Source organism: Vibrio sp. L3-7, from assembly GCF_963898195.1.
In the GTDB taxonomy this organism is placed as follows: domain Bacteria; phylum Pseudomonadota; class Gammaproteobacteria; order Enterobacterales; family Vibrionaceae; genus Vibrio; species Vibrio echinoideorum.
The window spans coordinates 200,574-221,098 of record NZ_CAWQUW010000003.1 but is presented as its reverse complement, the minus strand read 5'-3'; the positions used below and the strand labels follow the sequence as shown (position 1 = coordinate 221,098).

Below are 20,525 nucleotides of genomic sequence, written 5' to 3'. Positions count from 1 at the left end.
CTGGGCCGTTATATTACGTATTTAAAGGGGAATTACTTATTTCGGCCTTCCAGCACATCCAGTGCCAGCTCAACCGCTTTATCAATATTGTCGCATCCCGCTAACTTACCTGAGCTGATAGGACCAAGCACATTAGCGTATAACGAGAGCTGCTTGTTAAATGGCAGGCTCAACTGCTCATATAACCGCTGTCTAATCTCGGCATGTTGCTCAGGAGCGTGAGCAGCAAGGCTTTTCAAAGTGTCATAAACAAGAGTGGTGGTAGTGTTCATATGGCGCTTTATCTTTGAGTGGGGGAATTCTATTTTAATATCATTTGGGTACAAGTTTCTGTGATATATGTCATACAATAAGTCAAATGAACTTAGGGTGAGAATTTTGGTCTTAACTGACAACTGAGAAATCATCAATGATTTCTAACGCCCTTGAAAAATCATTGTTTATATTGAAAGAATGTTGAAAGGCAATGACTTCACAACCGCTAGCTAAACCAGCCTGAAGTCCTGGTGCCGAGTCTTCAAAGATAATAGCTTTATCTGCGGTGACATTTAATCTAGATAGCGCCAACAAATAAGCTTCCGGATCTGGCTTATGCATTGAAACATCCTCTTTAGCGATGACCAGATCAAACAAGTGTTCAAGTTTACAATCTTTCAGTATTTGGTTAGCCATCCACTGTTGCGCTGAGGTTACAACCGCACATTGCTTCCCAGAAGATTTTAATTGTTTTAGAAGTTCAACAACACCTTTGTTGATAGACAATTTGTGTGAAAGGAGTGATTGATAATGTTCCTTAAATTTATCGTTAAACTCTTGTACATCTGGCTCAATCCCTCCAATTTTGAAAAAATACTGAACGACATTTTCCCATTTCATACCCATGACATGCTGATAAATGCAGTAGTCAACGATGGAACCATAGTCTTTACAGGTCAGCGCTAATGCTTGGCCTTTGAGCGGCTCGGAGTTTACTAATGTTCCATCCATATCAAAGATAAAGGCGTCGTAATAAAGGTTTATTGATTCCATTTCAATACGTTAACTCATGATTAATTCGTTAATGGTGGGTAGCATTCAATAATCTCGACGCCATCGTCTGTTTCTATCGTTATATTTTCTATGCTAGCCGGACAGAAAAATTTATCGTACTTATCGAGTACTAAAATTTCTTCGTCTAATTTAATCGTGCAACTGCCAGCAGCAATAACACCGACATAAAAATCGGTCTCAGATTTGGTGATGCTGTTAATGACTTTGGTGCGACAAACTCGATATCTGTCGGTTGTTTTGTCATCAATGAGAGACTCTTTTACCGAACCGTCAACATAAGTTGTTAATAGTCGAGGTGTTTTTTTGTTCTGAGTTGCCACCGCTTCAACCGACTTCTCTGAATAGTCAAAAACATCAAGGCAAAAGTCCAAATCTCGCTTCATGTAGCGAGCTTCTTCAGGAAGTGTATAACCGGCTCGTTCAAACTCAAATCGAACAGCCCAGTCCGATGGTTCCATTATCTCAATCATTAGAATGCCTTCGCCTATCGCGTGAGGCATTCCTCCTGGAATAAAGTAACACTCTCCAGGAGAGACTTTGATTTTTTCGAAGCAAGTTTTCAGTCGGTTGATGTCTTGTTTAACAATGATCTCTTTCAACGTTTCTTTAGTCGGAGGCGTCTGAAATCCGAGATAAATATAAGGATCATCAATTTCTTCACGAACTTGTAAAATATAGTAGGCTTCAGCTTTACCTGAATTTGAATCTAGGTGCTTTTGGGCAAACTCTCTGGTTGGGTGTGCTTGGAAATGTAAGCGAATTGAAGAATCTAGAAACTTAATCAAAACCATAGGGTTAGGGCCGAATCTACTGAAGTGCTCTTTACCTAAAAAATACTCAGGATCTAGATCTAATAATTCGGCGAAATCGAGTGAGTGATCGCCGATAATCGCAGTTGATTGACCTTCACTGATTGTTTCTCGACCTGGATTAACGGCTTTAGTGACCGATGCAATCCAGTCTTCAGGAAAATGAGAGTCGACCGGAACGCTTTCGTTATTAATTTGGTCTAAAACCTTACCACCACTGTAAGAGCGCCAAACGCGGTTTTGACCAAATCGAATTAACTTATTTTTGTATTCCATGCCTAGCCCTTTAAGTTCAGTGTTTTTGTTAAGTTATGTAAAGTTTTCATTGCACCAACCTCTTGAATACGTTCGAAAAAGTCGACTATCTTATTTACGAATTCGACATCTGCAAGAAGGCTAGATTCAAAAATACTATCAATGCTTAATAAAGAAACGACAGCTTCACTAGGCGTTTTACTTTCTTGTTTGATTTGCTTGAACACGCCAGCCATTGGATCATGAACCTCGATAGTATCGCCGTTGTCATCCGTGCCAATCACATAAGCCATCCACCCTGCAATGCCCAACTCTAACCAAGTTGTTTGAACAGCATTTTCACGGTTATATTTGAGAGATTCACAAAATCGTGGTGGTAATTTCTGACTTCCATCCATTGCTATCTGAGAGGTAAGATGCTTTAAATTTGGGTTAGAGAAACGTTCAATCAGCGAATCTGCGTAAGCTGCAATGTCAGTTTCCTTTGGTAACGACAATGAAGGCGCTTGCTCATTCATCATGAAGTCTAGGATCACCTTCTTAAAATATGGGTCTGAAATCGCTTCTGACACATACTTATAACCACTCAAGTACCCCAAGTACGCAAGAAGTGAGTGACTACCATTTAGCATGCGTAGCTTCATCTCTTCAAAAGGTATGACATCATCGACAAATTGCGCGCCCATTTCATCCCAATTTGGTCGACCAATTGTAAACTTATCTTCTATTACCCATTGTCGAAAAGGTTCACAAGTGATGGCACATGGATCCGAGTAGCCGATAGCTGTTTCTATATAAGATAAGCTTTCTTTGCTCGCCGCTGGAACAATACGGTCAACCATAGTGTTTGGGAATGTGACATTAGCCTCTATCCAAGAATACAACTCCAAGTCGACCAATTTTGCAAAACTAAGAATAGCCGACTTCGCTACTTCTCCATTGTTTTGAATATTGTCGCAAGACAATACGGTGAACGCGTTAATATTCCTTTCTTTTCTGAGTCTTAAACCTTCAACGATATAACCGATGGCGGATACTGGACGAGAAGGTGAGTCGAGATCGAGCTGGATAAGACGATTGTTAACATCAAGACAACCAGTACTTGGTTCAATGCAATAGCCTTTTTCTGTGATAGTCATTGAGACTATACGAACGTTTGGATTCGCAATTTTTTCGATGATACTCGACTGACCGTCTAGATCTGGATGTAAGGATTGAGTGATTGCCTTTGATATTTTTATTTGTTCGCTTGTCGCACCTCTCTCCAAAACAGTGTAGCAATGACCTTGCTCTCTTAACTGCTGAATAAGCGATTGTGAACCAAATAAGTTAATGGAACAGATCGTCCAGTTAGACTTTTTATTGTCTAACAATTCGCTTGTATATAAAGCTTGATGAGCTCGATGAAAAGCCCCTAAGCCAATGTGAATAATTCTCTGTTCTTCTTTTAAGTGTTGATTTAAAACATTTTTATTCATATTCCCGCACTCTTGCTCCAATTTTTAAAATCAGACGGCTATAAAAATTACCATTAGAGAGTAACATTCATTTGTATTATTTAAACGGCATATCATCAGAGATTTATTTTTTTGTGAGAAGCGTCAACCAATTGGTAGACCAATTTTGACAGCCAATATCTAGGGGCGATATAAAAGAAAGCGAAAGGTGTTTAGTTTTTAAATATCACGGTTAGGGCTCATTATGAATATCGATATACTTATAGTTATAGGCTACTTCGTTTTCCTCCTCGGAGTAGGTTGGATGTTTCGATCAGCAACGTCATCGACAAGTGATTACTTTAGGGGGGGAGGCAAAATGTTGTGGTGGATGGTTGGGTCCACAGCATTTCTTCAAGCACTGAGTGCTATGACGTTTACTGGCGTAATGGGAAAAGCTCTTGATGTTGGCTTATCCATCTCTGTTATCTTTTTTGCGAATGCTCTCGGTTACTTTTGTAACTACTTATTCTTTGCTGCAAGAGCTCGACAGATGCGAGTTATCAGCCCAATCCAAGGCATTCGCAAACGTTTTGGTCCTGTTAGTGAGCAAGTTGTAACGTGGGCGACGGTACCGTCGAGTGTACTTCAGGCTGCGCTATGGCTTAATGCATTAGCGATCTTTGCAAGTGCGGTATTCAATATCCCGATTGAAACAACGATAGTTGCTGCGGGTATGGTTGTACTTCTTATGTCTTTGGTCGGGGGAAGTTGGGCTGTAGTTGCTTCAGATTTTATACAGATGATCATTATTACTGTTGTTACCTTCATAGCGACAATCGTAGCGATATACAAATCTGGTGGTGTAACACCAATACTAGAAGCAGGTTTGCCTGATCAAGCGTTTGTTGGAGAAGGGTATAGCTATACCTATTTATTTGTTGGCTGGTTTATCTGTATTTTCATCAAACAGTTCTTCAGTACAAACAATATGATTGATTCTTACCGCTATATTGCAGCAAAAGATACTAACAACGCACGTAAAGCTGCAATCCTAGCGTGTTGTCTAATGGCGTTTGGACCTTTCATTTGGTTCCTCCCTGCTTGGTATGTAAGCGGAAACTATCCAGACATGTCTACATGGGGCCTCGATGTTCTAGGCAAAGACATTTCTAATGCCACTTATTTTGTCTTTGTTCGTAATGAAATGCCTGTTGGCATGGTTGGCTTAATGATGTCAGCTATGTTCGCTGCAACCATGTCGTCAATGGACTCTGCATTAAATAGAAATGCTGGCATATTCATTAAAAACGTTTATGAACCTTACATGGCAAAAGACAAATCGGATAAATCGATCTTGTTTGCAAGTAAAGTTTCTACCGTGGTATTCGGCTTGTTGATTATTGTTTGTGGCTTGTTCATGAGCAAACTGCAAGATTTTGGTCTATTTGATGCACTTATGATGGTGAGTACGCTTGTCGCGTTCCCTGTGCTTATTCCTTCACTGCTTTGTTTCTTTATCAAGAAGACTCCAGATTGGTCATGTTGGGCAACCATTGCCGTAGGCGCTTGTGTTTCAGCCGTTATTGCTTCAACAAATGCACCAATGATCGAAAGCTTGTTTAATTTATCTGAACCATTGTCTAGTCGTGAATTCGCTGAAATGAAATCGATAACCATGGGCGTAACAGGGCACATTATTATCACAGGTGGTTTCTTCTTGCTGACTCAACTTTTCTATAAAGAGCCAACAGGTAAGCGTGCTGAAGAAATCGCAGAGTTCTTTAGTAACGCAGAAACTCCAGTAATTGTCGAAGATTCGCCTCAAAGCTTCGAAGCTGATAGACAACAGTACATCTTACTTGGTCGAGTGTTATTGGCGACAAGTGCAGCGCTTCTTCTATTAACGCTGATACCAAACCCTATGTGGGGAAGAATGTTATTTGTATTAATGGCAGCGATTGTCGGGTTTATATCTTGGCTATTATTACGAGCTGGTAAGTTAAATGATGTAAAACTAAAAGCTTACACTGTCTAATTAAATAAAATATCAGATGAAGCCTTAATAAGGCTTCATCAAAAAATTAATAATAGGTAATAACTTATGAAGCAAACTTGGCGATGGTATGGTCCAAATGATATTGTAACGCTTAATGATATTCGTCAGGCTGGGGCAATAGGAATCGTAACGGCATTACATCATATTAAGAATGGTGAAATATGGCCTAAAGAAGAAATACTAGAACGTAAAAAGTTAATAGAAGAAAATTCACTTACATGGGAAGTCGTCGAAAGTATCCCTGTTCATGAAGAGATCAAGACTCAAACTGGAAACTTCATTCAATGGATAGAGCACTATAAGCAATCTATTATCAATTTATCTGAATGCGGAGTTGATACAGTTTGCTATAACTTTATGCCAGTTCTTGATTGGACGAGAACAGATTTAGAGTATGTACTCCCAGATGGCTCAAAAGCATTAAGGTTTGACCATATTGACTTTGCTGTTTTTGAGCTATGCATACTAGAACGAGAAGGTGCACATGAAGAGTATTCAAAAGAAGACATTGCACTTGCTCGAACTCGTTTTTCTAACATGCCTGATGACAAAATTGCACAGCTAACATCGAATATCATTGCTGGTCTACCAGGCGCGGAAGAAGGCTATACTCTTCAGCAGTTTAGAGAGCAATTGGATCAGTACCAACACATTGATGGCAATAAGTTACGTGAACATTTAGTTTACTTCCTAAACGAAATTACCCCAGTGTGTGAAGAATATGGCGTGAAGTTGGCGATTCACCCTGATGATCCACCACGCCCAATTCTTGGTTTACCGCGAGTGGTATCTACGATTGAAGATATCGAATTCTTGACGCATCGTGTATCGAGCAAAATGAACGGTATTACTATGTGTACCGGGTCTTATGGTGTGCGAGACGATAACGATCTTGTGAAGATGATTGAAACTTTTGGTGATCGAATTTATTTCACGCATCTACGTTCAACAAAGCGCGAAGAAGAACCCGGCAACTTCCATGAAGCAGCTCATCTCAATGGTGATGTTGATATGTATGAAGTGATATTTGCACTTCTTAAAGAAGAAAATCGTCGTACTAATAATGGACAAAGTGATTTAATTCCAATGCGGCCTGATCATGGTCACCAAATTATTGACGACTTAAATAAAAAAACAAACCCAGGGTATTCTTGCATAGGCCGTTTAAAAGGCTTAGCTGAGATTCGTGGTGTCGAGTATGCATTGACTCGGTCTCATTTTAATTAATGTGTTTTCAATTCGATATTGGGTTTTGAAATTAAGCTAACCCAGGGATATTATCGGCTTAGCTTATTTAGTGTCAGTGAAAATATTGATAATCAATAAGGGAAGTCGTTACTGTTACTTCCCTTTATTTATAGGTGATGATGTGTCGGTTCAACAAAAATTTGGCGGTGAACTTTCGGATGAGGAATTTAGAAAATTCACCCTATATACAACACAAAGTAATAATAAACATGATGACGAGTCGAGAGCTAAAATATTAGGCTTCACCAACAATAATGTTCGAATTGCTCCAGGAGCTATCGTTCGCATTGGTGAAAACCAAATCGGAACACGAAGTTATATAGGCCTATACAGTTACATCAATGGTGATGTGGAGGTTGGTGAAGACGTTTTGGTAGGGCCACATGTTTCTGTCGTTGCGTCTAATCATGTATTTGACCCGACTACAGAGAGCTTTAGTGATCGTAGTGATTTGGAAAGCGGAAAGGTCACAATCGCAAAGGGTGTTTGGCTGACATCTGGTGTTGTTGTCACTCCAGGAGTGAACATCGGAAAATGTTCACTGATTTGTGCTAATTCGGTAGTGACATCCAATGTGCCTCCATATTCGATTTTTGCAGGGACCCCAGCGAAGCAAATTGGTCATATTGATGCAGAGACAGGGCAATATCATTGGTCGAAATAGAGGAGTAACACATGCTACAACTAGAAAGAACGCATGATTTCCAAGTTTTTTTGTCGCCTTGTAACGAAATTTCCTCAGTCAATCCCCCGAGTTTCAATTGGCCTCAAGGAGAGTATGGTTCTGCGTATAACATCGAACTCGAAGACAAAGACGGTGAGCAAACATGGGATTGGAAATCGGTGCAGTCTCCTTTACAACCGACATTTCAGTTACCTCAAGGCAGCTATCGCTGGAGAGTGACTTGCCTCAATACTTTAGCGAAATCTGATTGGATTGTTTTTGAAATCACGACGGAGTCAGAAGACTACTTAGCACCGGACGCTATGTCATTATTCTCGCTGTGTACTAATAAAGACCAGTTTATGATGTATCTCGATGAAGATATTGACGCAGTCAGCAATGCTTCATTAAGTGCAAGAGACAAGTTACGCAATAGTGTTGAACTAACTGATATAGATGACATTTTATACTCTAATCATTATCGCCGCGGTAATGAAGAAGGGAAGCGTACAGCTATCGCTAACGTAAGACGTTGGATTGATCGCGATCTTATCGCACTAACATTACTATATAAGGTGTGGGGTGATGAGGAGGCAGGACATAAGGCATGCCAAATTTTATTGCGCTTATCCGAGTGGAGCCCTGAAGGCCCGGCGTCACTGTTAAGGCCTTGCACATGGGGAGATGAAATTGGCCTGTCAATGACGCGGAATTTGTATCTCGCCTATCATTGGTTGTCTCCATTGCTGACGACCGACGAGTGTTCATTCGTCAGGCCGCTCTTAGTTCGATATGCCTATCAAATGGAAGAGCGCTTAGAGCAAGATAAATTCAAACAGTACCCGGGACATTCGCACACATCGCGTTTGCCTGCTTACTTAGGCGTTGCTGCCCTTGTGTTACACAAAGAGTTTGAAATTAAAACTTGTGAACGTTGGCTTAATTACGCCTTAATGATTTACCGAGGTGTGTTGCCTTTCTATGGCGGAAAAGATGGCAGTTGGGTTGAGGGGCCTTTTTATTCTTCTTCCTATACCAAGTGGCACCATCCGTTTTTCTTGTCGGTTGAGCGTTTAAGTGGCTTTTCTTTCTATAATCACCCGTTTTATAAGAATTACGTTAAGTTTGCTTTGGACTTTGTGGCGAATAACGATCGAATTCATCCCTTTGGTGATGGCTTCTGGTGTAAGAGAGAAGGTAAAGAGTGGCCTGGTTTCTTTGCGCAAAATCCACTCAGAATATATGCACCACGGTATGGTTGTACGAAGTCGATATTAGAGTCCAAGAAGTTAGAGTCCAATATTGAGACTTACAAGCTCCATTTATTAGATATAGTACCGACGTATCCGCAGTTACAATTTGAAAACTCGGATCAACATTCAACAGTTTCTAATACGCTAATGGCTTTAAATGAGGCGCTTGCTTCTGACGAGACTGCTCTTTGTGTGAACCCTGAGTCGAACAACATTTACTATTCATACGCAGGGTTAGGTAAAACTGCCCACAGTAAAATGTCGGTGTACTACCGAGCAAGTAAGTTTGGCAATAGTTCTCATCGTCATGCTGATCAAGGGAATGTTGCACTAGTCGATGATGGCGTTAACGTTCTTACTCCGAGTGGCAGTTATGGCTATAGGTTTGGTAGCAAACATCATAGTTTATGGACTCGAACTACGCAGGCGCATAATTTACCCTTATTTGGAGGTGTAAATTTAGACGATAACGTTACCTATGCGAGTGAGGGCCAGAAGATAGATTGTGCAACAGCTCAAGCAGAAGTAATCACTCGAATTGATAGCAACGAATTCCAATGTGTCGTTATTGACCTCGCGAACTCTTATGAAAGTTGCGAGTCGTTTGTGCGAACAATAATACAAGTTGCAGATAACGGGGTCGTTATTGTCGACAAAATTAGGCTATCTGAACCCAAATCGATGCAATGGCGAGCCCATACCCCACTCGAAGTTGTTATTAAGGGGGGGAGTGTTGATTTGCACCATGAACAAGAAACTTATTATCTCGGAATGATGAGCGATCCTTCTTGTGTGGTTAAGTTAACAAGTGAAATTGATGACGGTGATGGTTTCAAAGGGAATGTTGAATCTGACGCTCAGAAAGATATTAAACATCTAGAGTGGTTCATAGAAGAACAGCAGCGACATCAAGTCGTTATGAGTTGCTTAAAACAACCAATAGATTACGTGTTAACTGACGAAAATACTTTGATACTTGCTCATGCGGGCCAGTCTTTTAAGTTTAATGTAGAAACTGGTGAGGAGATCACTCAGTAAAAATCAGGTGACATAAGTATTTTATGTCACCTATTTTCTAAAGATTGTCTTTTGATGTCGCGATAGCGGGAATGGAGTTAAACAGATAACCATCAAAATTAGGGTCGGTAAAATCAGAAAGCTCTAAAAGCCTAATCTTCACATGTTCTAGATGTTGCCACATCGCTTGCTTGGCTTCTATTGGGTTCTTGCGTCTCATCGCTAGCAAAATAGCAGCATGATCATTTAGCCACTCTTTTCTGTAGTCTTGGATCTCGATATGTGTATGAAGTGCCTTCCACATAGGGCTAGACTCACGACGTTCCCACGATTCTTTTAGAATATCGACCAGCACAGAATTCTGTGTCGCTTCAGCAATACACTGATGGAACATTCTGTCACCAACCGGATTCTGGACATTGTTTTCAATTTCTCGGCGCTCAATTTCTAGAGCTTCACGCATTTTTTCGATATCAGCAGGGGTTGCTTGTGTTGCTGCAAACTCAGCAATACTGCTTTCCAATAACTGTCTTGCTTGAAGCATTTCAAAAGGGCCTACATCTTCATTTTGTGCCACTGTTGATGTGGTAGGTAAGTTAACGATGTACACTCCCGAGCCTTTCTTTACTTCAACGAGCCCCTCAAGTTCCAGCATGATAATTGCTTCTCTAACCACGGCTCTGCTCACGGATAGACGCTCAGCAATATCTCGCTCGGGCGGTAAACGACTTCCAATTGGGTAAAGACCATCAGATAGTTCTTTTCTCAAGATAAGACCGAGGGTTTGATAAGGGCGTTTGGGTTCGAAGTTGATCATGGAAATGCAGTGTACCTTTGGATCTATGGTTTGAATTGAAAGTTTTCGCTAACTCGAAAGTCATTGTAAACGCTTATAAATGTCAATTCGAGTAAAAACCTAACTAATCCAGCTCTCATTGTATCAAAGCGTAACGGTTCGTTGTGGTAGCTTTTATGTACATGAACAAAAGGTTATCAACTTCGATATTAAACTTTCAAAAGCCATACGAGGAACGCGCTCATAGTTTTGAAGTGAGATTAAGCGTATTGCGTATAATCTTGAGTTTTTGATCAATAGCACAAGCCGCGAATAACCGCTATGTTCAATAGAGTTATATCACCTAACAAGTTGATATTGATAATAAACAAGGGTGCTTGTAAAAATACAGATATAAACTTCAAGCCTAAACTGATTGAGAGTAAAAGGAACAACATGCACTACGACGTATTCAATGGAGATGCAGACGGCATCATCGCTTTACTGCAACTGCGCTTAAACGAGCCGAAAGAAAGTGTACTGATCACCGGTGTAAAGCGTGATATTAAGTTGGTTTCTCAAGTTGTTACTCAAATTATGGAGCCGGGTAAGCAAGGCGGTGTTTCATCCGTTACCGTTTTAGATGTGTCGATGGAGAAGAACCTACCTGCATTGCACTCATTGCTAGACGCCAACATCAATGTATTTTATTGCGATCATCATCGCACGGGAGAAGTACCGAAATCTAAGTATCTCGAGACTTTGATTAATACCGCACCCGAATGCTGCACTAGTTTATTGATAAATAAAAAGCTGAATGGTGCGCATGTGGCTTGGGCAATCGCGGCTGCTTTTGGTGATAACCTAAAAACAGTGGCCGCGCGGCTAGCGGATGAAAATGGATTCGATCAATCTCAAACAGAGTTTTTAGAAGAGCTAGGTACCTTGGTTAACTACAATGGTTACGGTTCTTCACTCAGTGATTTGCATTTCACGCCAGTTGAGCTCTACAAAACCCTTTATCAATACCCGAACCCTTTTGACCTTTTAGATGACAAAAAAAACTCTGTGTTTTATCGACTACGAGCTGCTTATCAAAATGATCGCCAACAGCTATCAAACTTTGCTCCTGTTTATGAAAGTGAAGTCGCACGTGTGTTTGAACTGCCAGGTGAGACGTGGGCAAGGCGCATCAGTGGTGTATTTGGTAATGAAATCGTTAATCAAGATCCAAACCGAGCGCAAGCAGTATTAACGAAAAACCAAGATGGCTTGTCTTACACGGTGAGCTTACGGGCACCATTATCAAACAGAACAGGCGCAGACGAAATTTGTTCTAGTTTTGATACGGGTGGTGGAAGAAAAGCAGCAGCGGGTATCAATCAACTCAATGAAGAAAATAAGATGAATTTTATTTCATTTATTGATACTTATTATTCACCTGATGTTAAAGGCTAACTGAAAAATAGTCGGGGTGATCATACAAAATTCCACAAATTTTCCACTCCTATATTCCGTTATACGTGTGTATCTCTAGCACATGTATGACGACTATATCCAAGCTATTTTAGTGATATCACTCGCAATGGTATCTGGTCTGAGGTCAGTAATTACGGTGTGTTTGAATCGATTTTTGTCGATTTAAAGTTCGTTTTTTCCTATTGGTGATTTTTTATGTTTTCGGTTAATTATCTATGTGAATTAAGGTTGATTAAATATTTGCATGGTCAATGTGTTCGGCCAAAAATAACAGCTTTTAGCATTTTATTTTGAATGAAAAGTCAAAATCATATTGATTCTGATATTCAATCTGTGACTTAAAATCACAAGTTAAATCAAAGGTCATCTTTTCCTATAAATTCCATTACTTCTCTATAAATATTCATGATTACAATGAATTGGTTCGGTTGTGATTGGCACAGCTGTTAAGTAAGGAAGTGGGACTAATGTTGAAACGTAAAGCTCTACAATTAGCTGTATCGGTCGGCATGGCCGCAATGTCTGGCGCTGTTTATGCGAATGGTTCAGATATGACGAATCCAGATTCTGGTGTCGTGGTCGGTTATTGGCACAACTGGTGCGACGGTGGTGGTTACCAAGGTGGCAATGCGCCTTGTGTGACATTGGATGAAGTAAACCCAATGTACAACATCGTGAATGTGTCATTCATGAAGGTTTACGATGTGGCTGATGGTCGAATCCCAACTTTTAAACTGGACCCAACCATTGGGCTGTCAGAACAACAATTTATTGACCAAATCTCAGAACTCAACAAGCAAGGCCGTTCTGTACTGATAGCGCTGGGTGGTGCTGATGCACACGTAGAACTAGAAACCGGTGATGAAAGAGCCTTTGCTGACGAGATCATTCGCCTAACTGAACGCTACGGTTTTGATGGCCTAGATATCGATCTAGAGCAAGCGGCAGTAACGGCGGCTAACAATCAAACCGTGATTCCAGATGCGCTTAAGCTTGTTAAAGATCACTACCGCACTGAAGGTAAAAACTTCCTTATTACCATGGCGCCTGAGTTTCCTTACTTAACGTCAGGTGGCAAATATGTCCCATACATCGACAATCTAGAAGGTTACTACGATTGGATTAACCCTCAGTTTTACAACCAAGGTGGCGATGGTATCTGGGTTGATGGTGTAGGTTGGATTGCTCAAAATAATGATGAGTTGAAAGAAGAATTCATCTACTACATTTCTGATTCTTTGATTAATGGTACTCGCGGTTTCCATAAGATCCCACACGACAAACTAGTGTTTGGTATTCCTTCAAGTATTGATGCTGCAGCGACGGGCTTCGTGCAAGATCCTCAAGATTTATACGATGCGTTCGAGACTTTAACGATTCAAGGCCAACCTTTGCGCGGCGTGATGACATGGTCTATCAACTGGGACATGGGCACCAATAAGAACGGTCAACAATACAACGAACAGTTCATCAAAGATTACGGCCCATTTGTTCATGGTCAAGTGACACCACCACCGGTTGAAGGTGAGCCAGTATTGAAAGGCATCGAAAATACGCGTGTTCTTCATGGAACTTCATTTGACCCAATGGAAGGCGTCACGGCAACAGATAAAGAAGATGGCGATTTAACGTCTTCAATCGATGTTGAAGGATATGTTGAAACAGCGGTTATTGGCACTTATGTTCTCACTTATCGTGTGAAAGATAGCGACAATAACGAAACAACCAAAGCGAGAACGGTAGAGGTTTACAGCCAGAAGCCTGTGTTTAATGGTGTGTCTGACACTACTGTTGTGTTGGGTACTGCGTTTGATGCTATGGCAGGTGTGACTGCCAATGATGTGGAAGATGGCGATTTAACAAGCACTATCACGCACACTGGAAGTGTTGATGTGAATGAAATCGGCAACTACACGCTTGTGTATAGTGTGACAGACAGCGCGAATCAAACCGTTACTGCTGAGCGTAAAGTGTCGGTTACTGATGGCTCTAACTGTGCAGCAGCATGGGATGCCGACACCGTTTATGTTGAAGGCGACCAAGTATCACATGACGGTTCAACGTGGGGAGCTGGCTGGTATACTCGTGGCGAAGAACCGGGAACAACAGGTGAGTGGGGCGTTTGGAGAAAAGTTTCAGACTCTTCATGTGGTGGTAACCCAGATCCGGGCGATGACTTAGAGCTTGCAGTTTCAGGCCTTCAGTCAGAATATGCGCCAGATAACGGCAATGTACGTTTGGATCTGACACTGACATCAAATGAAGCAATGGATGTGACTGTGAAGGCGCTCAACAGTGCGGGTAGCGTGGTTGAACAAACCAAAGTAAGCCTAACTGACAGCCGTTCAATCACAATGGACTTGCACGATGTGGCGGAAGGTCAATATTCACTTGAGGTTGTTGGCACAGCAACAGACGGCGAAATAGTGATGCTAAACAATTCGTTCACTGTGAAAGACGGTGGAGGAACGACTCCACCTCCAGGTGATTACCCTCCGTATGAAGCTGGTACAAACTACGCAGCGGGCGATATTGTAGTAGGCCGTGACAATGGTTTATACGAATGTAAGCCTTGGCCATACACGGCTTGGTGTGCAAGCGCATCCTACGCTCCAGCGGACAGCCAATACTGGCAAGATGCTTGGACAAAACTGTAAGCTTAATATAGCTAGACGCTAGAAACACAAAATAAACGATTAAAGAGAGGCTATTTGGCTTCTCTTTTTTTATGTTCAAAGCTTTCTCACTTAGAGCTTTTAAATCGACTTAACCTTAAATTCTGCTCTGCATATTGCGATAGATCAAAATAAGAGTGATTATCAATTGTATTAATGATGTGGCAAATGCACTATGCGTTCATTGAATTTTCTATATAACCAATATTTAAATAATGAATCTTGCCCAAGTCGACCTCAACCTCTTAGTCATCCTCAAGCACCTTTTAGAAGAAAAGCATGTTTCTAACACGGCATTAGCGCTTGATATGAGCCAGCCAACGGTGAGTCGTTCTCTGCAAAAACTGCGCACTGTATTTAACGATGACTTGTTGGTGAGAGCGGCATATGGCTATGAATTAACGCCAAAAGCGGAAGCGATTAAGCAAGATTTGAATTCGGTACTGACTCGGCTAGAAAAGTTGGTGCATGGCGATGTGTTCGAACCTCACAGCAGTGATACTACGGTTCGATTTTTTGGCCTTGTTCCTCAAGTGGCGCACTTGCTTCCTAAAGTGGTCGCGGAGATACGTAAGCAAGCGCCGAACATGATTGTTGATATTGATTCTATTCCTAAAAGACACTTCGACCCTTTGTTATCTGGGGACGCTCACTTTGTATTGTCGACTCATGAGCCGTTGAGTTCAGAGCAAAATCTGTATCGAATGTTCGTGATCAGCCGCGATTACCGCTTATTGATGAGCAAAGACCATCCGTTGGCTGACAAAGAAATAACGGTCGATGATTTGCTTAACAGTCACCTTGGTCAAATTTCACTGCAAGGAGACAAGAAGCTTTCTATTGAGAGTCGATTTAAAGATCTAGGCTTGATTGATAAGCAACGCCAACTCTCGATTCCTATCCAGTTGTCGAACTTTAATGTTGCGCCTGATATGGCGGAAGCGACCGACATCATCTTCCATTTACCGACGCCTTTTGCACTACAAGCCGCAAAGCAGAGAAACCTAATTTGCAAACGTGTTCCTAAGGCACTTCGTCACCCGTCTGAAGATGTTTATTTATATTGGCACAAACGTTTTCACAACGATCCAATGTGTCGCTGGGTAAGGGATCTTTTTAAAGAGGTTTACGCCTAGTGATTGGCTTTAATACTAGTAACTAGTAACTAGTTCTATTAAGGCTTTAAGCCCATCACCAATAGGTATGTTCAATGCAACCTTAATGATTGAAAAATATTGAATATATCTATTTTCTTTTATGTGTATATTGAATAGCGAGAATCAATTTTTGGAATGAAAATTTCGTTGATAAGAATGGTACTAGGTTGTTTAATGCAAACCATTATCATTACCAATCACATATAAGAATGAATATCATGTCTGAGAGATCTCTTTTGATTCGCAAACCCCTTTTGGTTCGTAATCCCCTTTCGATCGCAGTCGCTGTTATATGTACGTCACTTTCAGCTAACGTGTTAGCGCAAGAAGAAGCAAAACCGACAGATGAGCAAATGGTGGTTACGGCAACTCGTACTGAGATGGCACTGAAACAAGCACCAGCTTCAATGTCGGTTATCACCGCTCAAGATATCGAAGACAGCCCAGGTATTACCTTGGCGGACATCGTTGCTGAGTCAACGAGTGTTGAGTCTGACTTCGATAGCACACGTGCTGGTCGTCAAATGATCTCTATTCGTGGTATGGATTCTGATTACACGCTTATCATGGTCAATGGCCGTCGTTTAAGCTCTGCAAGCGCCATCATCCGCGGAAACGACTTCGACCTTTCTACCATTCCTGCTGATTCAATCGAACGTGTTGAAATCATCCGTGGCCCAATGTCGGCGCTTTACGGTTCGGATGGTATGGGTGGCACAATCAACATTATCACCAAGGCTCCAGAGAATGATTGGAGTTCAACGCTAAGCATGGACAATTCTTCACCGATGGATGGCAACGGCGGACAAGAGTACTCGGTTGGCCTAACCACTTCTGGTGCGCTGATTGAGGATGAGTTATTTGCCCGTGTGTCTGTTAACCAAACTAGCCGTAATGCGTGGCAGCCATATTCTGGTACACATAGCTCTGGCTACGACCGTTCAGATGTTACGGCTTTAGAAGAACGTGACACACTAAGCTTACTCGCAAGCCTGACTTGGAATGCGACAGACAATCAAACGATCGACTTTGATTTTGGTTACAGCGACGACGAGCGTGAATCAGCGGCAGAAAGCGCAAAATCGGTTATTGAGTCAGACACTCGCGTAGTTCGTCACAGCCAAGCGATTACGCACAGTGGTTTCTGGAGTTGGGGTGATACTCAAGTTCGCTATTCTCGCGAGAACGTGACCGATAACGATGCGGCCGATCTAGGCAACAATTTCAGCAGCGATATCGAAGAACTGACTCAAATTGTTGAAGCATCTGCGACCACTTACCTTGGTGACAGCCACACGCTTACGTTTGGTATGGATTACCAATTAAGTGAATTAACCAACAAAGAAAACTTATCAAGCGGAACATCTGAAGCGTATCAAGGCGCGTTGTTTGTTCAAGACCAATGGGTAATGACGGACAAACTAACTGCAACGATCGGTGGCCGTTTGGATAAACACGAACTGTACGGCGAAGAGTTCAGCCCTCGTGTGTATCTAGTTCATCAAACGACGAATGACCTCATCATTAAAGGTGGAGTGGGCAAGGCGTTCAAAGCACCAACATTGACTCAAAACCAATCTGACTACACAGTATCAAGCTGTAAGGGTGGATGTGCGCTGGTGGGTAATGAAGACCTAAACCCAGAAACCAGCCTCAACTACGAACTTGCGACTGTATACACACAACAGCGTTGGAATGTAGAAGCTGCGTTATTCCGCAACGAGATTAATGACCTTATCGAAAGAACAGAAGGTTACTGCCCACAAGGCGGTGATTGGAATGAAAGTGCTCTGCAATGTGAAAACCCTGACGGCACACCAACGGGTGATTTAGGCGCGAAGACGTACCAAAACGTTTCTGAAGCTATCATTCAAGGTGTTGAGTTAGGGGGGATGTACCAAATCTCTGACGAGTGGGCCGTTTCTGGTAACTACACTTACCTAGACACTGAAGACAAATCGACAGGTGAGCAACTTCTTGAGCGTTATAAGCATTCTGGCTTTGTTAAGCTTAACTGGAGCCCAACCTACGACTTAAGCACTTTTGTGAGTGCGCGTTACCGTGGCGAGCGTCAAATCGAAAGCGACCTTACTCAAGACGCTTACACGACGCTAAACATTGGCACGGTTTACAATGTTAACGATTCAGTACGTCTTCGTGCGGGTATCTCAAACCTAACGGACGAGTCAGTATCAGACGATCTAGAGTACATAGGTTATGTTGAAGAGCCACGTACTTACTACGTAGGTATGACGGCAGACTTCTAATTTAAAGTTCAGCAACCGATAGTTTAGTAACAGATAACTTGATACGAAAGAACCCACACTGGCTGACGCTCTATAAGGAGAACGGCGAGTGTGGGTTCTTTTTTGATCTCATTGTTTGGCTTAACTCGTTGTGTTTCTATTTGTTTAGATTTTCACACACGTAATCAGCGCGTTGCCTGAAACCTTATCCCAAGGTAAAAGCTTGTCGTAATCGTGTTCGAAGGTATGAACTTCAAAGTAGGGCTCTAATATTTCTATCAACGCTTTGAAGTTGAACGCTACCATTGGGTGCTCATCATTCCATACCTGAGTTTCACCAGCGGTCGTTTTTTCAATACTGAGTTTCAGTGCTTGTTTGTCACCTTCGCCTGAGTAGTACCAACCTGAACGGAAAGTAAAATCAATTTGCTCTTGGTTTGTGGTGTGTCGAACGAACAGATCGTTGCTGATCTTGTCTTTGTCTACTACGTTAAAGCAGAATACACCACCAGGTTTAAGTGCTCGATGAACACTCGCAAGGCACGCTTTTAAATTCTCAATGCCATCGTTGTAATGGATTGAGTATAAGAAACAAGTGATAAGATCCAGAGGCTCAGATACTTCAAAGTTGCTCATGTTCTGCACTGAAAATTTGGCTTCTGGGCAGCGAACTTGAGCGATGTCTAGCATTGGTTTGTTTAGGTCAAGACCACTACTTTGGTAGCCATAATCAATGAAATGACGAACGTGTGGGCCAGTGCCACAACCAAGGTCTAAGTGAGTTTTTCCATCATTTCCGAAAATTTGATGTAGCCTACGAACGCAGTTACTTTGCGCTTGATAGTCAATATCGACACACATTAAATCATAGTAACCAGATAGGTCGGTGTAGAGTGCGTTGGCGGACATAGTTGCCTACAGCATTTGCTGAAATAATTGGGGTTGCGCATAGTAAACTAGAACCTAAAAATAACAAGTAAATATTCGATAAAGTTATGCGTATTAACTCTTATTCTTGATGGCTAGCCAAGTGCTTCAAGACACACCACATCATCATTGACTGACATTTGGTTTTTACCGTTCGCTTTCGCGCGATAAAGGGCGTCATCGGTTACTCGGATCAGGGTGTCAATAGAATCAGATGAGTGACAAATACAATGGTTGGTAAGACCGATACTAACGCTTGATGTAAACTGACGACGATTATTCCCTAAGAAGAGATGTTGATTGAAACTCTTGCAGATCCTTTGGGCAATGATTTTTGTATGCTCAGATTTTGCTTTAGGAATAAACACAATAAACTCCTCGCCACCCCAACGAGCAACCACGCCGTTCAGTGTTTCCACATAAGCTTTGATGGTGCAAGCTAAGTATTTAATGACGGTGTCACCAACGGTGTGACCATAGGTATCGTTAATTAACTTAAAGTCATCGATATCAAACAACAGACAAGACATTTCTGTTTGCTGATTCACTGGTTTTTTCAACCAGTCATAAATAGCTCGTCGATTGAAGACGTCCGTTAAGTCATCATGCATTGCGCGATGCAATAGCTCTTTCTCTAACAATACTTTACCCGTGATATCTTCAAGGATGACTTGAATAGCTTTTTTGCCTTCCCAGTTAATGACGTTATCGTAAGCATTAAAGTACTTCTTAGTTCCATCGAAGCAGTGGTTGAGTATGACTGAGCTAAAACTTGGCGGATTACCTTCAGTAATACTCTTACAGCGCTTTATCGTACTTTCACGCTGCGATTCAGGAACTAGCGATAAGATGGAGTCCATGTCGAGTACTTGTTCGATGGATTCTGCGCCAGTAATTTCTACCCAAGCTTGATTCACCAGAAGTGGTTTGAAATCTTTATGGATGATGATTCCTTGTTTGGAGGTTCTCAATAACTCCAGATACATGCGATCATTTTCATGACGCTTTCGTTCGGCTTCTACGACGGGCGTAATGTCGATTATCGTGATTTGAAGAGCGGGCTTGTTATTCAACTCAATAATATGCGATAGACAGAATATTGAGATAACACGGCCGTTGGCAGGGATGTCTGTGTACAGCTTCCCTTTTTTTAGCTTTCCTTTGATCGCATCTAGGTAACGCTTTTTTGCCAGGTCTTGGTGGCTGTCAGGAACCAGTGCGTACACAAACTCGACATTACGCAGCAGTTCTTCTCGGTTTTGGTAACCGAAGATATGAGCTATCTGATTGTCGACATCGATTATTCGGTGATTTTGAAGTGTCATACGCCCTTGTGCAGAATCGAAATTCCGGCAAGGTATTGCGGTGGTTAAATCTAGTTGGATACTCATATCGACCTGACTGCTTATTTTTTCATTGAAAACAGGTGCTTCAAGCAAAAGCTAATGTCGTGCTAATGCTTGTCTTGTTGTCAT

The 20,525-nt window shown here is 41.7% G+C and carries 15 protein-coding genes; 8 read left to right on the top strand and 7 right to left on the bottom strand.

What is annotated here, in order from left to right; all coding sequences use genetic code 11:
* Positions 1-32: 32 nt before the first annotated feature.
* From AACW75_RS04395 to AACW75_RS04380, 4 genes are all read right to left on the bottom strand, one after another.
* Positions 33-272, bottom strand: coding sequence for a PAS factor family protein (locus AACW75_RS04395; RefSeq protein ID WP_004733935.1), 240 nt, complete (start codon positions 270-272; stop codon positions 33-35).
* A gap of 112 nt (positions 273-384) precedes the next feature.
* Positions 385-1,029, bottom strand: coding sequence for an HAD family hydrolase (locus tag AACW75_RS04390; protein ID WP_102497870.1), 645 nt, complete (start codon positions 1,027-1,029; stop codon positions 385-387).
* A 20-nt stretch (positions 1,030-1,049) separates the two neighbouring features.
* Complete coding sequence (locus AACW75_RS04385; RefSeq protein ID WP_145568306.1) at positions 1,050-2,135, bottom strand: class I mannose-6-phosphate isomerase; 1,086 nt, start codon at positions 2,133-2,135, stop codon at positions 1,050-1,052.
* 2 nt (positions 2,136-2,137) lie between these two features.
* The gene (locus tag AACW75_RS04380; RefSeq protein WP_145568307.1) at positions 2,138-3,592 is read right to left on the bottom strand and encodes a mannitol dehydrogenase family protein; all 1,455 of its coding nucleotides are present in this window, start codon (positions 3,590-3,592) and stop codon (positions 2,138-2,140) included.
* Between the two features lie 223 nt (positions 3,593-3,815).
* Between AACW75_RS04380 and AACW75_RS04375 the strand changes: the two genes are divergently transcribed.
* From AACW75_RS04375 to AACW75_RS04360, 4 genes are all read left to right on the top strand, one after another.
* On the top strand, positions 3,816-5,588 hold the full coding sequence (locus AACW75_RS04375; RefSeq protein WP_145568308.1) for a sodium:solute symporter family transporter: 1,773 nt from the start codon (positions 3,816-3,818) through the stop codon (positions 5,586-5,588).
* 66 nt (positions 5,589-5,654) lie between these two features.
* Positions 5,655-6,836 (top strand): mannonate dehydratase, encoded by a 1,182-nt coding sequence (gene uxuA / locus AACW75_RS04370; RefSeq protein ID WP_145568309.1) that lies wholly within the window; start codon positions 5,655-5,657, stop codon positions 6,834-6,836.
* A 142-nt stretch (positions 6,837-6,978) separates the two neighbouring features.
* Entirely contained in the window at positions 6,979-7,521 is a 543-nt protein-coding gene (locus AACW75_RS04365) for an acyltransferase (protein WP_017075017.1), read from the top strand.
* An 11-nt stretch (positions 7,522-7,532) separates the two neighbouring features.
* Entirely contained in the window at positions 7,533-9,812 is a 2,280-nt protein-coding gene (locus AACW75_RS04360; protein WP_145568310.1) for a heparinase II/III domain-containing protein, read from the top strand.
* Between the two features lie 37 nt (positions 9,813-9,849).
* Here AACW75_RS04360 and AACW75_RS04355 read toward each other — a convergent pair whose 3' ends face one another.
* Positions 9,850-10,608, bottom strand: coding sequence for an FCD domain-containing protein (locus AACW75_RS04355; RefSeq protein ID WP_145568311.1), 759 nt, complete (start codon positions 10,606-10,608; stop codon positions 9,850-9,852).
* A gap of 414 nt (positions 10,609-11,022) precedes the next feature.
* On the opposite strand from AACW75_RS04355, the gene AACW75_RS04350 reads away from it, so the two are divergent.
* The 4 genes from AACW75_RS04350 (at position 11,023) to AACW75_RS04335 (ending at position 18,144) form a co-directional block, all read left to right on the top strand.
* Positions 11,023-12,024 (top strand): DHH family phosphoesterase, encoded by a 1,002-nt coding sequence (locus AACW75_RS04350; protein WP_237297608.1) that lies wholly within the window; start codon positions 11,023-11,025, stop codon positions 12,022-12,024.
* Between the two features lie 488 nt (positions 12,025-12,512).
* Complete coding sequence (locus tag AACW75_RS04345; RefSeq protein ID WP_237297607.1) at positions 12,513-14,702, top strand: immunoglobulin-like domain-containing protein; 2,190 nt, start codon at positions 12,513-12,515, stop codon at positions 14,700-14,702.
* A gap of 233 nt (positions 14,703-14,935) precedes the next feature.
* Positions 14,936-15,856, top strand: coding sequence for a LysR family transcriptional regulator (locus AACW75_RS04340; RefSeq protein ID WP_135458500.1), 921 nt, complete (start codon positions 14,936-14,938; stop codon positions 15,854-15,856).
* Positions 15,857-16,095: 239 nt separating this feature from the next.
* Entirely contained in the window at positions 16,096-18,144 is a 2,049-nt protein-coding gene (locus AACW75_RS04335) for a TonB-dependent receptor domain-containing protein (protein ID WP_237297606.1), read from the top strand.
* 144 nt (positions 18,145-18,288) lie between these two features.
* Here the strand turns inward: AACW75_RS04335 and AACW75_RS04330 are convergent, their stop codons facing one another.
* On the bottom strand, positions 18,289-19,032 hold the full coding sequence (locus AACW75_RS04330) for a class I SAM-dependent DNA methyltransferase (protein ID WP_145568315.1): 744 nt from the start codon (positions 19,030-19,032) through the stop codon (positions 18,289-18,291).
* Between the two features lie 113 nt (positions 19,033-19,145).
* Positions 19,146-20,441 (bottom strand): sensor domain-containing diguanylate cyclase, encoded by a 1,296-nt coding sequence (locus AACW75_RS04325; RefSeq protein ID WP_145568316.1) that lies wholly within the window; start codon positions 20,439-20,441, stop codon positions 19,146-19,148.
* Positions 20,442-20,525: the final 84 nt, after the last annotated feature.

Coding starts and splice junctions, on each gene's coding strand:
- AACW75_RS04385 (WP_145568306.1), bottom strand. CDS start 2,135: ATGGAATACAAAAATAAGTTAATTCGATTTGGTCAAAACCGCGTTTGG.
- AACW75_RS04335 (WP_237297606.1), top strand. CDS start 16,096: ATGTCTGAGAGATCTCTTTTGATTCGCAAACCCCTTTTGGTTCGTAAT.
- AACW75_RS04380 (WP_145568307.1), bottom strand. CDS start 3,592: ATGAATAAAAATGTTTTAAATCAACACTTAAAAGAAGAACAGAGAATT.
- AACW75_RS04330 (WP_145568315.1), bottom strand. CDS start 19,032: ATGTCCGCCAACGCACTCTACACCGACCTATCTGGTTACTATGATTTA.
- AACW75_RS04395 (WP_004733935.1), bottom strand. CDS start 272: ATGAACACTACCACCACTCTTGTTTATGACACTTTGAAAAGCCTTGCT.
- AACW75_RS04350 (WP_237297608.1), top strand. CDS start 11,023: ATGCACTACGACGTATTCAATGGAGATGCAGACGGCATCATCGCTTTA.
- AACW75_RS04390 (WP_102497870.1), bottom strand. CDS start 1,029: ATGGAATCAATAAACCTTTATTACGACGCCTTTATCTTTGATATGGAT.
- uxuA (WP_145568309.1), top strand. CDS start 5,655: ATGAAGCAAACTTGGCGATGGTATGGTCCAAATGATATTGTAACGCTT.
- AACW75_RS04355 (WP_145568311.1), bottom strand. CDS start 10,608: ATGATCAACTTCGAACCCAAACGCCCTTATCAAACCCTCGGTCTTATC.
- AACW75_RS04375 (WP_145568308.1), top strand. CDS start 3,816: ATGAATATCGATATACTTATAGTTATAGGCTACTTCGTTTTCCTCCTC.
- AACW75_RS04360 (WP_145568310.1), top strand. CDS start 7,533: ATGCTACAACTAGAAAGAACGCATGATTTCCAAGTTTTTTTGTCGCCT.
- AACW75_RS04345 (WP_237297607.1), top strand. CDS start 12,513: ATGTTGAAACGTAAAGCTCTACAATTAGCTGTATCGGTCGGCATGGCC.
- AACW75_RS04325 (WP_145568316.1), bottom strand. CDS start 20,441: ATGAGTATCCAACTAGATTTAACCACCGCAATACCTTGCCGGAATTTC.
- AACW75_RS04340 (WP_135458500.1), top strand. CDS start 14,936: ATGAATCTTGCCCAAGTCGACCTCAACCTCTTAGTCATCCTCAAGCAC.